Genomic DNA, 15,114 nt, shown 5'->3' with positions numbered 1-15,114 from the left:
TTCAGTCGTCACCCCTCGCTTTGGGGGCAACATCCCCGCGAACGGGGGAAGGCCCTCGGGGGTGCCCTTCAGTAGAATCGGAGCACCGGTGGAAGGATGCTGACCCGGCGCATCCCCACTCCAGGCCCTCCCGAATCGAACGACGCCCGAACGTCCTCGAACCCTACGGCCCCGGCGAACCGACGATCCGACCGGAGCCATGAGGGGGCGATCATGACGGCACGACCGAGCATCCGAGCGACCCGCCCCGCCACTCCCCCGGCCGTGCCCACCCCGACGGCCGTCGAGCCCGGCGGACCGCTCCGACCGCACACGTGGATGGACCGGGCTGCGGCGGCGACGGCGGCCGTCCTGCTCGCGATGTCGATCGACCTCCCGCAGGGACTCAAGGTGGGCTACGTCTTCGCCCTCCTCCTCATCCCCGTGTGGCTCCCCGTGCTGGCCCGGTACCGCGAGGCCCGCCTGTTCGGCGTCCTCGGACTCGCCGCGATCGCCATGGGAGCCGTCCTGACCGCATTCAGCAGCGCCGGACAGTCCACCAGCCAGACCCTGCTGGCCGGGAACTCCTTCATGGTGCTGGGGCTCGTCGCCGGCACCGGTGCGCTGCTCTGGGCGCGTACGGTGATCGGCGCCCCCACGGTCGCGGTCTGGTTCGGACTCGGCATGGTGGCGGCCATCCCCCTCGGGAACGGACTCTCGAGCGTCAACGTCTGGCGCTTCGGACTGTCCCTGCCGCTGACCGTCCTGCTCCTGGCCCTGGCGTGGCGCTGGGGCTCGCGGCTCATGGAGTTCGCGGTCATCGCCGTCATCGGCGTCATCGGCGCCCTGAACGACGCCCGTTCCGGAAGCGCGATGCTCGTGATGACGGCGGCCCTCGTGCTCTGGCAACTGCGTCCGTCGAGCCCGGGCGGGCGCGGCTCCACGGTCCGGACACTCCTCGGGCTCGGCGTCCTCGCCGCGGCCGTGTACACCATCGCGCAGGCCGTGATCCTGGGCGGGCTGCTCGGTGAGCGGACCCAGGAACGCACCCAGGCGCAGATCGACACCTCGGGGAACCTCATCGTGGGCGGCAGGCCTGAGGCCGCCGCCACCGTCGAGCTCGTCGCGAACCGTCCGCTCGGCTACGGTTCTGGAGCGCTCCCGACCCTGTCCGACATCCTGTCGGCGAAGACCGGCATGTCCTTCATCGGCTACCAGCCGAACAACGGGTACGTCGAGCGGTACATGTTCGGCAACGGCTACGAGGTCCACTCAATGATCGGCGACCTGTGGGTGCGCTTCGGACTCCTGGGGGCCGCGCTGGTCGTGCTCCTGTTCGTCCTGACCTTCCGCGCCATCGGCGACGGACTCGCCCGCCGCGCGGCCAGCGCCCTCGTGGTCTGGCTCGCGATCAGGATGCTGTGGAACCTGTGCTTCAGCCCGATCGACTCGTCCATGCTCCTCACGATGCTGTTCCTCGGGGTGGCCTTCGTCCCGGTGGCGACTCGGCACCGGACCGATCCGTCGGGGACCGTCGCGCTGCGCACCCTGCCGAGCCCCCGGTCGGCGGTGCGCAGATGACCGCCGCTACGCCGGAGGCCAAGCCGCGCCTCGAGTGGGTCGACGCCGGCAAGGGGCTCGCCATCACCCTCGTCGCCACGTACCACTCGGCGAGCTGGCTCCTCGGGGCCGGGTTCGAGATCGACGGGTGGCGTCAGGTCAACGAGGCCCTCTCCTCGCTGCGCATGCCGCTGTTCTTCATGCTTGCCGGACTCTTCGCCGCGAAGTGGCTGACCGCCTCTTGGCGGGCCCTGTGGCGCTCGAAGCTCTCGCTGTTCGTCTGGGTGTTCCTCGTCTGGGAGGTCATCGGCTCGGCGGTGTTCCTCCTGGGGCTGACGATGAAGGGACAACCGATCAACCTCGTCGGCACGATCCGCGACCTGGTCGTCTCACCGATCGCGCCGCGGTTCGAGCTGTGGTTCATCTGGGCGCTCGCGATCTTCTTCGTCGTCGCGAAGCTCATCCGACGCATCGACTGGCGGATCCAGCTGGCGGTCGCCGGTGTCTGTTCGGCCGCCGCGCTCAGCGGGTGGGAGACCGCCAACATCGGGTGGAGCGGCTCGATCAAGTACTGCTTCTTCTTCCTCGCCGGTCTCTACCTGAAAGACGCGGTGTTCCGCCTGAGCCGCGCGCGAGTGGGGGCGCTCCTGGTGTCCCTGATGGTCTCCTGGGTCGCGGTCTCCGCAGTGGTCGCCGTGTTCGGACTGCGCTGGGTGCCCGGCCTGTACTTCGTGAACTGCGTCCTCGGCGTCGTCACCGGGGTGACCGTCAGCCGCTGGCTCGCGCGGATCCCGCGCCTGGTGTCCATCGGGTCGAACACCCTACCGGTCTACCTGACCCACACACCGCTCATCATCGTCATGGCCTACCTGCTCGCACTGCTCGCGCGGGTCGCACCGATCGCGGTCGTGGCCCCCGGGCTCCCGCCGGTGCTGGCCGGACTGGCGATCGCCGGGTCATTGCTCGTCAGCGGGGCCGCCATGCGCGGGCCGGCACGGGTGCTCTACGAAGCGCCCGGGTTCCTCCGCGGACCGGCTCCTGCTCCGACGCGCGGACGGCACGCCGATGTCCGCTGAGCCGGCCCGGTCAGCCGACGGCGCTGCCCCAGTCGGAGACCTCGCCGACGGCCACGGCCGGGTTCCCCGCGACGACGGTGCGCGGTGGCACGTCGCGGCGGACGACCGAGCCCGCACCGACGACGGCACCCTCGCCGAGGGTCACGCCCTTCAGCACCAGGCAGCGCGTCCCGATGAGGACCTTGCGCTCGATGACGATCGGCGCGGTGTGGGCGCGGCGTCGTCCGGTCGGCGACGTCGTCCAGTGGAAATCGGTGTCGAGGATCTGCACCTCCCAGGAGATCCGGACGTCCGGTCCGATATCCAGGCCCGATTCGACGTTCACGATGGTGCGCATGCCGATCTTCGATCCCTTCGACAGATGCAGCGTCGCGCCCTCGCCGACCCACATCTGCGCGCCCTTCGACACCGTGCAGCCACGGTCGAGCCGGTAGGTCCCCGGACCGCCGAGCTTCACGCCCGCCTCGATCCTGGCGCCCGGGTGTCCGCGGAGCACGCCACGCGCATAGCTCCAGAAGTGCTTTCGCACGGCACGCAGTCGTCCCATCGACCCATCCGATCCTCGAATTCCCCGACTGCGAGCCTAGCGGCGACGGTCGGACCGCGAGTACCCCGCCTCCGGAGGCCATTCCCGTGACCAAGCACCCGAGCACCATCACCGTCCAGCAGTCCTTCCCGGAACCGCGGCAGACCACGAACCCGTACATCGTCATGCTGCGCGACCACCTCGCGACGACGCCCGGCGTCGCGGTGCGGACGTTCTCCTGGCGCGGGGCCATCCTCGGTCGGTACGACGTCTTCCACGCCCATTGGCCCGAGATCCTGGTGTCCGGATCCTCGGCGGCCAAACGCGCCGTCCGTCAGCTCCTCACGCTGGTCCTGCTGGCAAGGCTCGCCCTCACGCGGACGCCCATCGTGCGGACGCTCCACAACCTCCACCGGCCGTCCGGGATCTCGCGGGTCGAGCACGCACTCCTCGGACTGTTCGAGCGCCGGACGTCCTTCGTCATCGTGCTCAACGAGCAGACGGTCCCGCCTGCAGGCGTCGGTGCCGCCCTCATCCCGCACGGCCACTACCGCGACTGGTACGCGCGGTTCCCGCAGCGGGACGCTGTGAGCGGTCGCCTGAGCTATTTCGGCCTCATCCGTCGGTACAAGGGCGTCGACGGTCTGCTCCGTGCGTTCACGGCCCTTCCCGGGGGCGAGCACAGCCTCCGGGTGGCCGGACGGCCGTCCAGTGACGAGCTCGCGGCCGAACTCCGCGGCCTGGCGGAGGACGACGACCGGATCGACCTCAGCCTCGAGTTCCTGAGCGACGCCGAGCTCGTGGACGTCGCGCGGCAGGGACAGCTCGTCGTCCTGCCCTACCGCGAGATGCACAACTCTGGCGGCGCGCTCGCCGCGCTCTCCGTCGACCGTCCCGTGCTGGTCCCGTCCAATGCGGTCAACGAGCGCCTCTCCGCAGAGGTGGGACCCGGCTGGGTCGTGCAGTACGAGGGAGACCTCGACGCCGCCGACCTCGAGCGCGCCCTCCGGATCGTCTCCGATCCGTCACGGAGCAGCTCCCCCGACCTCTCGGCCCGGGACTGGGATCTGTCCGGCGAGCTGCACCTCGCGGCGTATCGATCGGCGCTCGGCCACGATCGACCGGACGCGTCCGGCACCGCTGCGCGGAAGGCCGACGTCCGTGCGATCTGAGCTGCTCGAGCCCATCCGGCGCGCGGACACCGCTCAGGCGTCGACGCGTCGGTACTCCTCGTACGAATACCCCACGGCACCGGCGATCATCCCGAAGCCGCGCGCGAGCGTCCGCACGCCCTTCGCCCGATGGCGGAGCGACCGGGTGACGACACCGACCACCGACCTCGCCGCGCCCCCGGCAGCGCGCACGAGCCCCTTGGCGATGCAGCGGGCCCTCGCCGTGAGCCGTCCGCGGAGAGAGTCCTCGAGCGCGATGGACGTCTGGCTCCAGCTGTTGCCGCTGCTGAACGCTCGGCGCACCACCCAGTCGCGCGTGCTTCGGGCTGCCGGGACGATGTCCCAGACCACCGCCTCGTCGCACCACACGAGACGTCCGCCGGCGGCGTGCAGCGTCCGGGTGAACATCGTGTCCTCGCCGCCCGCATGCCCGAAGGCCGTGTCGAACACCAGCCCGATGCCGCGGACCACCCGCAAGTCGATCAGCAGGTTGTTGGTGGCTGCCACCGACACCGCTGTGCCCGTCGGCATGCGGCGCCGGGTGAAGAACTCCCCCGCCTGGATCCAGGCGGAGGGTTCCCGCTCGAAGCGGGAGACGACGGGGCCGACCACGGCCACGGCGTCGCCGCGGTCGAAGGTCGCGACGAGGTCCACCAGCCACCGCCCGGTCGGCCGTTCGTCGTCGTCGATGAACACCAGCAGGTCGCTCGCAGCGGCCTCGGCGAGCGCACGGTTGCGTGCGGCGGTGATGCCGCTCTCCGACTCGCAGCGATACGTGAGCACGACCGGGCCCGCCGACGGGAACGCCTCGACGAAGGCCCGAGCGCTCTCCTGCGGATCGTTGTCGACGACCAGCACCTCGACGCGCTCGAACCGCTCGATCACCTGCTCGGCCTGCTCGATCAGCGCCGGCAGCGCCACCCGGAGGTCGTCCGGTCTCCGGAAAGTCAACATGGCCACGACCAACGAGGTCGCGGCCTGGCGTCCGGTGGCTCCGGCCGGGGTCTCCGAGTGCATGTGCTCCCTCTCCGCGGCAGAGCCGTCGATGGATGACCAGACTATTGGGTGCCGGGACGTCCCCACCGCCCCCATCTCGGGCGTCGTCACGGTGGTGTGCGCATGACCGCCGGGACCGCGCCGGGCACCATGAGCGGCGACTTCGGCCGCCATGCCGCCCGGGGCGCTGCCGTCACCATGGTCGGTCAGCTCACCAGGATCCTCGTCCAGGTGGTGTCCGTGGTCGTGCTCGCGCGGTTCCTCACGCCCGACGACTACGGCCTCTTCGCGATGGTCATGGCCGTCGTCGGCGTGTCGGAGATCTTCCGCGACTTCGGGCTCTCCAATGCGGCGATCCAGGCGAAGACGCTCAGTGATCGGCAGCGCGACATCCTGTTCTGGGCGAACTCGGGCATCGGCATCGCGCTCGGTGCGATCATCTTCGGTCTGGCCTACCTGATCGCGGCGCTCTACGGGAAGCCCGAGCTCGTGCCGCTCGCGCAGTTCATGGGGCTCGCCTTCCTCCTGAACGGCGTCTGCACCCAGCACCGCGCGAGCCTCAGCCGGTCGCTGCGCTTCACGACGCTCGCCGTCGTCGACGTCGCAGCCGCCGTCATCGCGCTCGCCGTCGCCATCGTCTTCGCCGTCCTCGGCGCCGGGTACTGGGCCCTGGCCTGGCAGATGGTGACGCTGTCGTTCGCGACGCTGATCCTCGTGCTCATCGCGTCGCGCTGGCTTCCCCGGCTCCCTCGACGCGGGGTCGACATGCGGGGCTTCTACCGATTCGGTTGGAACATGGTCGCCACCCAGCTCGTGGGCTACGCGGCCAACAACACGGACTCCTTCGTCATCGGCCTGCGCCTCGGTGCGGCCCCGCTCGGCATCTACAGCCGAGGCTTCCAGCTCCTCATGAACCCGCTGAACCAGCTCCGCGCGCCGGTCACCCGCGTCGCGATCCCGGTCCTCTCGCGGATCCAGGACCAGCAGGCGCGCTTCGACTCCTACGTCGTGCGCGGACAGGTCGCACTCGGCTACACGCTCGTCGCGGGCCTCGGGCTCGTCGCCGGCGCCGCGGAACCGATCGTGGCCCTCGGTCTCGGCGAGCGTTGGCTCGAGGTGGCCCCGGTCCTCCGGTTCCTGACGGTGGCCGGCGCCTTCCAGACGCTCGCCCTCGTCGGGTACTGGGTCTACGTGTCGAAGGGGCTCACCGCCCGCTTGTTCCAGTTCACGCTGATGAGCGCGGCCCTGAAGATCACCTTCGTCCTCATCGGATCGAACTGGGGCGTCGTCGGTGTGGCCGCGGGCTTCGCCCTCGAGCCTGTGGTGTCCTGGCCGCTCTCGCTCTGGTGGTTGAACCGGTGGGCGCCGATCCCGATCCGGAAGCTCCTGTTCGGCGTCGTGCGCATCTCGCTGCTGACCCTCGCAGCCGGGGCCGCCGCGTACGGTGCGGCTGTCTTCGCCGTGGGCGGCGGTTCCGTCCTGCAGATCCTCGCCGCGATCGTGGCGGACCTCGCGGTGTACGGCCTCGCCGCACTCGTGGTCCCCGGCGTGCGTCGAGACCTGCGGATGGTGCTCAGCATCGTCTCGGCCGCGCGACGGTCGAAGACCGCACCCGCCGCCTCGATCGAGCCGGACAGCCCTACCGACGACGGGAGTCTCGCATGAACACCGCCGCCATCCCCGACTTCCACGACACTGCCGTCGTGGTCGTCAACTACGGCTCGAGTGCGCTGCTCGCCGAGCACCTCACGAGACTCACCCGGGACGCTCCGGGGCTCGTGGCGGTCGTCGTCGACAACCTGACGACCACCGCGGAACGCGCCCGGCTCCAGGCACTGGCGACCGCCGAGGGCTGGTACTTGGTGGAGCCTTCGGGCAACCTCGGCTTCGGAGCAGGCGTGAACGCCGGCGTCGAACTCGCCGTCGAAGCGGGCGCCAGCCGGTTCGTGATCCTCAACCCGGACGCGGAACTCCTCCCGGCCGCTGCGGCCGCACTGTTCGCCGCGTGCGAGGCCGACCCATCGGCCCTGGTCGCGCCGCGCATCCTCCGCCCGGACGGCAGCCTCTGGTTCGGCGGGTCCGACCTGTACCTGGACGACGGTCGTATCCGCTCCCGTCGTCGTCGCCTGGCGACGGTGCCGCTCGATCGGATCGAGCCCTGGCTCACCGGCGCATGCCTCGCCATCGGCCTGTCGCTCTGGCGCGAGATCGGCGGCTTCTCGGACGAGTACTTCCTTTACTGGGAGGATGTCGACCTGTCGCACAAGGTCGTCGCCGCTGGGGGCGCGCTGCTCGTCCTCGACGACGTCACCGCCGTACACGCGGAGGGCGGCACACAGGCCGTGGGACAGACCTCGTCCGGTCAAGCCAAGTCGGGGCTGTACTACTACTACAACATCCGGAACCGCCTCGTCTTCGCCGCGCTCCACCTGAGCGAGCGCGACGAAGCCTCCTGGCGCCGCTCCACCCTCGCGGTCTCGTGGGAGATCCTGCTCCAGGGCGGCCGGAAGCAGCTGCTGACGAACCCGTCCGTCCTGTGGACCGCCGTCCGTGCGATCCGCGACGGCCGCCGAATCGCAGCGCGGATCCGCGCCGACCGGGCGTCCACGAACTGATCGGGTCCCGCACCGAGAAACGCCCCTGATGAGCATCAGGGGCGTTTCTCGGTGTGCTCCGTATCCCGACAGAGGCACATCTGGCGATGTCTCGGCGCTGCGAACACCGGATGACACCGCCGTCGGTGCGGCCGGGAGTGGGCGTCTCAGACGGACGCGTCCACTCCCGACCGGGTCTCGATCAGCTCAGAGTGCGGTGACCCGATAGCCGGAGTAGTTCACCACGACCGGCCCGTTGGTGATCGTGCCGGACAGGTAGGTGTCCACCCCGACCGACCCCGGTGCCTGCAGCGCGGCGGTCGTGTCTGTCGTGCTCGCCTGCCAGTCGGGCTCGGTCTGTCCGTCCGCCCAAGCCTTCGCCTTGACGGCGGTCGTCCCGACGCCGGACACCTGTGTGCGGAGGGTGATCTTCATCCCCGGTGTGTAGGCGAGGCCTGCGATGTTCACCGCCGTCAGGGCTGTCGAGCCCTTCATGAGCTGCAGACGCAGGACGCCGTTCGCCTGCACCCAGACCCGTGCCGCGTAGTTGTCGGCACCCACTTGACGGCCGACCAGGGAGACGAACTGTCCCCCGCCGGTCGGCGCCTGTGCGATCGTGAACGACACCGTCGAGTCGGTCGCGGAGGACGAGACCTGGGCGAGCCGCGCGGTGCGCGACTGCCCGGCGGTGGCCGAGATGAGGCCCGCGGTGCCGTTCACCGAGAAGGAGGAAGCCGTGCCGGCGAGCGTCCACGGACCACCGGTCAGCGCCGCCCCCCAGCCGTTCGCCGCGGTCCGCGCGAACGTGTCCGCCGCGATGACCACCGGAGCGGGGTCGACCGGAGGCACGATCGGCGCGGTGACCGTGACGGTCTGCGTGGTCGTGGCCGTGAGGCCGCCGTTGTCCGTCACCGTCGCGGTGACCGTATACGTCCCGCCGGCGGCGTAGACGTGCGAGGACGTGGTGCCCGTGCCGGTCGTGCCGTCTCCGTAGTCCCATGCGACCGAGGCGATGGTGCCGTCCGGGTCCGTGGAGGCGGAGGCGTCCAGCGCCGCGGTGAGGCCGGAGGGCGTCGCTGTGAACGCCGCCGTCGGAGCCTGGTTCACCGGGGTCGGCTGGGCCGCACCCGGCGTCGCTGCGAGCAAGTCGTCGAAGGTGACGGTCACCGGTCCGTTCGTGGTCGATCCCGACAGGTAGCCGCCGAGGCCGATCAGGCCCGCGGACTGCAGCCCGGCGGTGGCGTCGGTCGCCTGGACCTGCCAGGCGGTCGGCTCCGTCGCTCCGGCGACCCAGACCTTCGCGCCGAGGGTGGTGGGCGAGGCGCCCGTCACCTGCAGCTTGATCTGGAGCGCCTGTCCGGCGGTGTACGTCAGTCCGGGGACCGTGACCGCCTGGAGCGCGGTCGCCCCCTGCAGCAGCTGGATGCGGACGGCACCGTTCGCCTGGATCCAGACGCGGGTGGAGTAGAACGCGTTCCCGACCTGGCGACCGATGACGGACGCGTACACGCCGCCACCGTTCGCCACGGCGGAGGCCGTGATCTTCGCGCTCACCGTCACGTCCGTCGCGGACACCGCGTTGAGGCGTGCCGTGCGGGTCCCGCCCGCGGGCAGCGACATCTTGCCCGTGCCGTTGCCGACCGAGAAGCTGGTGTTGCCTCCGGCGACGGTCCAGGCTCCGCCCGTCCCCGCCGTGCCCCACGCGTTGCTCGCGGTGCGCTCGAAGGTGTCCGCCGCGTAGGTGGACGCCACCGGGATCTCCGCGACCGTGACACTCAGGGTCGTGGCCGCCGTGCCGCCGCGGTTGTCCGTCACGGTCTGAGTGACCGTGTAGGTGCCCGCCGTCGCGTAGCTGTGGGTCGTCGTCGTCGTCCCGGTGCCGGTCGTTCCGTCACCGAAGTCCCACGCCACCGAGGCGATGGTCCCGTCCGGGTCCGAGGCACCCGATCCGTCGAAGCTCGCCGTCAGTCCGGTGGACGCCGCCGTGAAGCTCGCGACCGGCAGCTGGTTGGGAGCCAGCGTCGTGACCACGTCGTGCGAGACGCTCGCGGTCGCGCCGACGCTGTCGGTGACCGTCAGGCTCACACTGAACGTGCCTGCCGTGGCGTACGTGTGCGTCGCGGTGACGCCCGTCCCGGTGGTCCCGTCGCCGAAGTTCCAGGCGTACGAGGCGATCGTCCCGTCGGGATCGACCGAGGCGGAGGCGTCGAAGGACCCGTCCAGGTTCACGACCGTCGGCGTGAAGGCCGCGGTCGGGAGCTGGTTCGGAGCCACGGCCGTCACCGCCTGCTGGGTGGTGGCCGTTCCACCGCGGTTGTCCGTCACTGTGAGGCTGACGGTGTAACTGCCGGCCGCGGCGTAGGTGTGTGAAGCCGTGACACCGGTGCCGGTCTGGCCGTCGCCGAAGTCCCAGGCGTAGGAGCTGACGACCCCGTCCGTGTCGGTCGAGGCCGACGCGTCCGTGGTGAGCTGGAGGTTCGCGACCGCGTTCGTGAACGCGGCGGTCGGCAACACGTTGGGAGCCTGCCCGATGCCGAGCTCGCGGTGCTGGGCGACCTGGGCGTCGGTCAGCGGCGCGTTGTACACGGCGACCTCGTCGATCTTGCCGTTGAAGTACGGGACCGAACCCTGCCAGGCGTTGTCGCCGCCGACCCGCCAGTACCCGGTGTAGTCCTGCGCACCGGTCTGCGGGTTGGTACCGACGGACGCGCCGTCGATGAACAGCTTCATGCCGGCTGCGGACTGCTGGGCGACCACGTGGTGCCACTGGCCGTCGTTGACGGCGGCCTGCGAGGTGATCGTGTTCTCCTGGCCGGTCCAGGTGCCGAAGACGAGCTTGCCGTCGGGCCGCAGGAAGACGTGTCGGTCGTACCCGCCGGACCCCCCGGTCTGGTTGGAGCCGAAGCCGATGACCTTGCCGCCCTGGGTCGACGTGGTCTGGAACCAGGCCTCCATGGCGTAGCTGGTCGGGTTGGAATAGCTCGACTGACTCGCGACACCCCCCTCGTCCCAGCCGTTGGAGGTGAACTGGGCCGCCGTGTTGTCCACACCAGAGATGGCGCCGTTCGCACCCTTGGTCACCTGACCGAAGTACAGGCCGTTCGACTCGGTCGGGCCGGCGTCGACGGCGGTTGACCCGCTCGTCTCGTTGAGGCGCCAGTAGAGCGCCGGGTCGAGGCCGAACACCGCGGCGCCGTAGGCGTCAGCGGGTGCAGCCGGAACGGTGGACGTCCGACCGGAGGCGACGTAATGCGCGTCCACCTGCTGGCGGGTCAGGACCGTCGGGAACACCGAGACATCGTCGATGTCACCGGAGAAGTTGCTGCTGCTCGGGCCGTTGGGCCAGCCGCCGAGGCTGTCACCGCCGACGCGCCAGTACCCGTTGAAGACCTGACCGCTCGTGATGTCGGCCCGGGCGGCCACCTTCTTCCCGTCGACGAACAGCTGCATCCCGTTCGCTCCGAGCGAGGCGGCGACCTGGTGCCACTCACCGTCGTTGTAGGCCTTCGGGCTGGTCACGACGTTCGTGTTCCCGGTGTACACACCGAAGTTCAAGCGCCCGTCGTTGCCCAGGTAGACGTGACGGTCGTAGGAGGAGGAGTTGCCGGTCGCGGATCCGCCGAAGCCGATGATCTTGCCGCCGGAGGTGGTCGTGGTCTTGAACCACGCCTCTGTGGTGAAGACGTTCGGGGACGGCCTCTGGACGGTGGAGGAGCTGGATCCGCCCGAGAAGGTGGTGGCCGCGTTGTTCGAGGCGGCTTCCTGTCCAGCCGCTCCGCGCGTCACGCCGGTGGAGGTGAGGGTCAGGTCGTCACCCGAGGTCCAGTCGAAGCCGGTGGTCCCGCTCGACTCGCCGAGCGGCCAGAGGGAGGTCGCGCCGTCATTCAGCACCGACTGCTGGTAGCTGCTGATCACGCCGTCCTCGGAGACGGTGACCGCGACGTTGAGTCCCTGCTGGAAGTTGCCGTACGGGTCGGTCGCCCTGATCCGGTAGTTGTAGGACTGCCCGGGTGTCAGGCCGGTGTCGAGGAAGGACATGACCGGGCGCTTCCAGAACGTGGAGGAGGCCTGGGTCGTGTACACGGGCGAGGCCGTGACGTTGTTGCGGATCACCTGGTAGGTGAGGTCCGTGTTGTCGCGGTCGTAGTTGGCCTGCCAGGAGATGCGGGCCGTCCCACGGCTGAACGACGTGACGGTGGGCACGAAGTTGGAGCCGGTGAGTCGGGGGCCGTCCTTATTCGGGGCGATGGATGCCTTCGCGAACCGCACGAGGCCCTGCATGCCCGTGCCGTTCACCTGGGTGAACTCACCGGCGTAGAGCACGTAGTCACCGGCGACGGTCACGTCCCAGGCGCCCTGACCGGTACCGGTGTAGCTGCCGGTGTTGATCGTCGGGAACCAGTTGAGCAGGGTCGGTGCCGGGGTGCCTGCGAAGTTGTAGTAGCCGTACGGGTCGGCGGTCAGCGTGCCGGTGGTGGCCTTGGTGAAGGCGGTCGCGCGCTGGAACCCCCAGGGGTCGGTCTGCGGGTATCCGCCGACATTGCCGCAGTAGTGGGCGTGGCTGGCGACGTAGACGACGTCGGTGTCGGCCGCGACGGAGTACGAGTCGCCATGGCAGTCCTCGACCCACTGCAGCTCACCGCCGGCCCAGTCGGCCTTGAACGCGCCCTCGATGTTGCCGCCCGTGCCGAAGGTGTATCCGGTGCCGTAGACGCTCGTGCCGTCACTGGTGAGCGAGTTGATCGACGCCTCCTCACCGCCGTTGCGGATGAGGGAGTTGATCGCCCACGGCATGGAGGAACCGGTCGCGGTGCTGAGCGCGGCGAGCCCGTACCCGGGGCTGTTCGAGCCGTTGACCGAGGTGAAGTTCCCGCCGATGACGATCTTCGAGGCGTCAGGGCTGAGTACGAGCGCCTGGACCGTCCCGCCGACGACGTCGGGAGCGAGGCCGGTCAGGGCACCGTTCGACGCGGCGAAGCCCGCGACGCCGGCACGGGCCGAGCCCTGCGCGGACGTGAACTGCCCCCCGGCGTACACGGTGGTGTTGGTGGCGGAGACCGACTTGACGATCGAGTTGATCGAGGGCGCGAAGCCGGCGACCAGCGTCTGCGTGGCCACGTCGAACGCGGCGAGGCGGTAGCGCGTCGTCCCGTTGACCGCGGTGAACTGCCCACCCGCGTAGAGCTTCGTGCCGTCGGGCGAGGCTGCGAGGGAGCGCACCTGCTGGTTGAAGTTCGGCGCCCACGGGAGGAGCGCGCCGGTCGACAACGTGTAGGCGAGGAAGTTGTTCCGGGTCACGGTGTTCGCACCGGCCGCAGAACCGGCCGGGCGCGCGGTCGTGAAGGACCCCGCGACATACACCGTGTTGCCGATGACGACCTGATCCCAGACCACGCCGTTGATCTGCGGCGCGGGGAGCGCGTCGGACGATACCGTCGCCGGTTGGCCGGCGGCCGGGGTGGTGTCGGCCACGGCCGGTTGCACGGCGGTCAGGGTGCCGAACAGCACGGAGACGGCGGCCAGACCGACGAGGGCGATGAGGCGCGCGCGCGCCGGCCGGCGCATCCGTCGCGGGGTCGCGGGCTCGGACGACAGCAGTGTGGTCATGGGGTATCTCGCAGTCTTCTCGGGTGAAGGAGTAGGACCTCTGACGCACACGGTCGGGAGCCGTGGGCCAGCGGGGATGGTCCTTCCACGCAGTCAACCGCAAGATGGGGGACGACGATGCACCCCGTTGGGGGCAGTTGCACCCCCAGATCAGGGGTGAATTTCTCCAAGATCAGCACTGGCGGCTGACAGATCGACACATGTCTGATATCGACACGAGTCGAAATCGTCCGCCGGGAGCCCCCTGAGACGCCGGGCTAGCGCGGAGCGGCACCTTCGAACACCACGGCCGGCTCGGCCGCCGCATAGTCCACCGTCACCCGCACGGTGTCGCGCGCGTCCTCGGGGATGTTGAAGATGAAGGTGCCCCGCACCGTCTCGCCGGCCGCGACCTGCTCGGGGAACACGACACCGCCTGGAGCCGCCAATTCGATCCCCGGAGTGAGGTCGGCGCCGTAGTATGCGTTCGCGACGGCGCCCGCGAGCGAATACGCCTCGGAGCCGCTGTTGGTGAAGGCGATCGTCACGCGGATCGATGGTCCGGCCACCTCGCCGGGCTGGGACGCCTCGCCGTCGACGGCCTCCAAGGACTCGATCCGCACGCTCACCGCGTCGCCGATGGCGGCCGAGTCGTCGAACCCGATCGCGCCGGCCTCCGACCCGGCAGGGGGCAACGTGGAGCCCGGCTCAGCGGTCGGAAGCACCGTCGACGAGAAGGAGGGGGCGCTGGACGGGTCGCTCGTGGTCTGCGATGACGGCATGCCCGGGCGAAGGGTCAGCCACAGCACGACGCCGACGATCACCAGGGCGACGACCACCCCGACGACGACCGGCACAACGCGACGACGACCGGGTGCCCCGGGCTCGTCGCCGGTCGTCGGAACCTCGCTGCGGTCATCTGCTTCGGCCATGTCACGCTCCAGATCGTCTCGGGAACTGTATCGCACCGGTCGTCCGGCCCGTATCGGAGCTGGCACCCCTGCTCGGGTGGCACCTGAAAGTGGACTCGGCAAGCGCTGATGCCCCTCATAGGCTCGCAACTGGCCCGATGGACGCGCCGAGCACCGTCGTCGATCAGCCGACGTCGTGCGCACACCACCACGAATCAGCCAGGGGGCGACAGCATGACCGATCGAAGCACCGTCGGACGCGTCGGCTACGCCGCAGGGGCCTTCGACCTCTTCCACGTCGGTCACCTGAACATCCTCCGTCACGCCAAGAGCGCATGCGACTACCTCATCGCGGGAGTCGTCTCGGACGAACTGCTGCGCACCCGCAAGCGCATCGAGCCGGTCGTCCCCCTCACGGAGCGACTCGAGATCGTGCGCCACATCGGCTTCGTCGACGAGGCCGTCGAGGAGACCTGGGAGGACAAGCTCCAGGCCTGGGAGGCGCTGCGCTTCGACATCTTCTTCAAGGGCGACGACTGGCGCGGGACCGCCGAGGGGCTCCGGCTCGAAGCCGAGTTCGCCAAGGTCGGCGTCGAGGTCGTCTACTTCCCGTACACGATGAGCACCTCGAGCACCGCGCTCCGCCGTGCGCTCGCCCAGCTCGAGGAGCAACGCGAGCTCGACACCACGCTCGTCCAGGCCTGACACCCGCCC

10 protein-coding genes are annotated in these 15,114 nt (G+C 70.0%); 6 read left to right on the top strand and 4 right to left on the bottom strand.

The window, feature by feature from the left end:
• Window positions 1-213 precede the first annotated feature (213 nt).
• Both QRN19_RS01890 and QRN19_RS01885 read left to right on the top strand, forming a co-directional pair.
• Window positions 214-1,560 carry a hypothetical protein gene (locus QRN19_RS01890; protein ID WP_285024888.1) on the top strand — a complete coding sequence of 449 codons (1,347 nt, stop codon included), beginning with the start codon at window positions 214-216 and terminating at the stop codon, window positions 1,558-1,560.
• Complete coding sequence (locus tag QRN19_RS01885; RefSeq protein WP_285024886.1) at window positions 1,557-2,615, top strand: acyltransferase family protein; 1,059 nt, start codon at window positions 1,557-1,559, stop codon at window positions 2,613-2,615. Before QRN19_RS01890 ends, QRN19_RS01885 begins: the two co-directional genes overlap by 4 nt.
• Window positions 2,616-2,625: 10 nt before the next feature.
• Here QRN19_RS01885 and QRN19_RS01880 read toward each other — a convergent pair whose 3' ends face one another.
• Window positions 2,626-3,144: an acyltransferase gene (locus QRN19_RS01880; protein WP_285024885.1), complete on the bottom strand. Its 519-nt coding sequence runs from the start codon at window positions 3,142-3,144 to the stop codon at window positions 2,626-2,628.
• A gap of 104 nt (window positions 3,145-3,248) precedes the next feature.
• Here QRN19_RS01880 and QRN19_RS01875 point away from each other — a divergent pair, with 104 nt between their 5' ends.
• The gene (locus QRN19_RS01875; protein ID WP_285024884.1) at window positions 3,249-4,313 is read left to right on the top strand and encodes a glycosyltransferase family protein; all 1,065 of its coding nucleotides are present in this window, start codon (window positions 3,249-3,251) and stop codon (window positions 4,311-4,313) included.
• Between the two features lie 33 nt (window positions 4,314-4,346).
• Here the strand turns inward: QRN19_RS01875 and QRN19_RS01870 are convergent, their stop codons facing one another.
• Window positions 4,347-5,330, bottom strand: a complete 984-nt coding sequence (locus tag QRN19_RS01870) for a glycosyltransferase family 2 protein (protein ID WP_285024883.1) — start codon at window positions 5,328-5,330, stop codon at window positions 4,347-4,349.
• A 102-nt stretch (window positions 5,331-5,432) separates the two neighbouring features.
• Here QRN19_RS01870 and QRN19_RS01865 point away from each other — a divergent pair, with 102 nt between their 5' ends.
• Complete coding sequence (locus QRN19_RS01865) at window positions 5,433-6,974, top strand: lipopolysaccharide biosynthesis protein (RefSeq protein ID WP_285024882.1); 1,542 nt, start codon at window positions 5,433-5,435, stop codon at window positions 6,972-6,974.
• The gene (locus QRN19_RS01860; RefSeq protein WP_285024881.1) at window positions 6,971-7,924 is read left to right on the top strand and encodes a glycosyltransferase family 2 protein; all 954 of its coding nucleotides are present in this window, start codon (window positions 6,971-6,973) and stop codon (window positions 7,922-7,924) included. The genes QRN19_RS01865 and QRN19_RS01860 overlap by 4 nt, the downstream gene beginning before the upstream one ends.
• Window positions 7,925-8,110: 186 nt before the next feature.
• Here QRN19_RS01860 and QRN19_RS01855 read toward each other — a convergent pair whose 3' ends face one another.
• The gene (locus QRN19_RS01855; RefSeq protein WP_285024880.1) at window positions 8,111-13,510 is read right to left on the bottom strand and encodes a PKD domain-containing protein; all 5,400 of its coding nucleotides are present in this window, start codon (window positions 13,508-13,510) and stop codon (window positions 8,111-8,113) included.
• A gap of 257 nt (window positions 13,511-13,767) precedes the next feature.
• Entirely contained in the window at window positions 13,768-14,421 is a 654-nt protein-coding gene (locus QRN19_RS01850) for a hypothetical protein (RefSeq protein ID WP_285024879.1), read from the bottom strand.
• Between the two features lie 213 nt (window positions 14,422-14,634).
• Here QRN19_RS01850 and QRN19_RS01845 point away from each other — a divergent pair, with 213 nt between their 5' ends.
• Window positions 14,635-15,105 (top strand): FAD synthase family protein, encoded by a 471-nt coding sequence (locus tag QRN19_RS01845; RefSeq protein WP_285024877.1) that lies wholly within the window; start codon window positions 14,635-14,637, stop codon window positions 15,103-15,105.
• The last annotated feature ends 9 nt before the right edge of the window (window positions 15,106-15,114 follow it).

The sequence above is a fragment of the Plantibacter sp. ME-Dv--P-122b genome (genome assembly GCF_030209375.1).
GTDB lineage: Bacteria > Actinomycetota > Actinomycetes > Actinomycetales > Microbacteriaceae > Plantibacter.
This window is presented reverse-complemented; position numbering and strand designations above follow the sequence as displayed.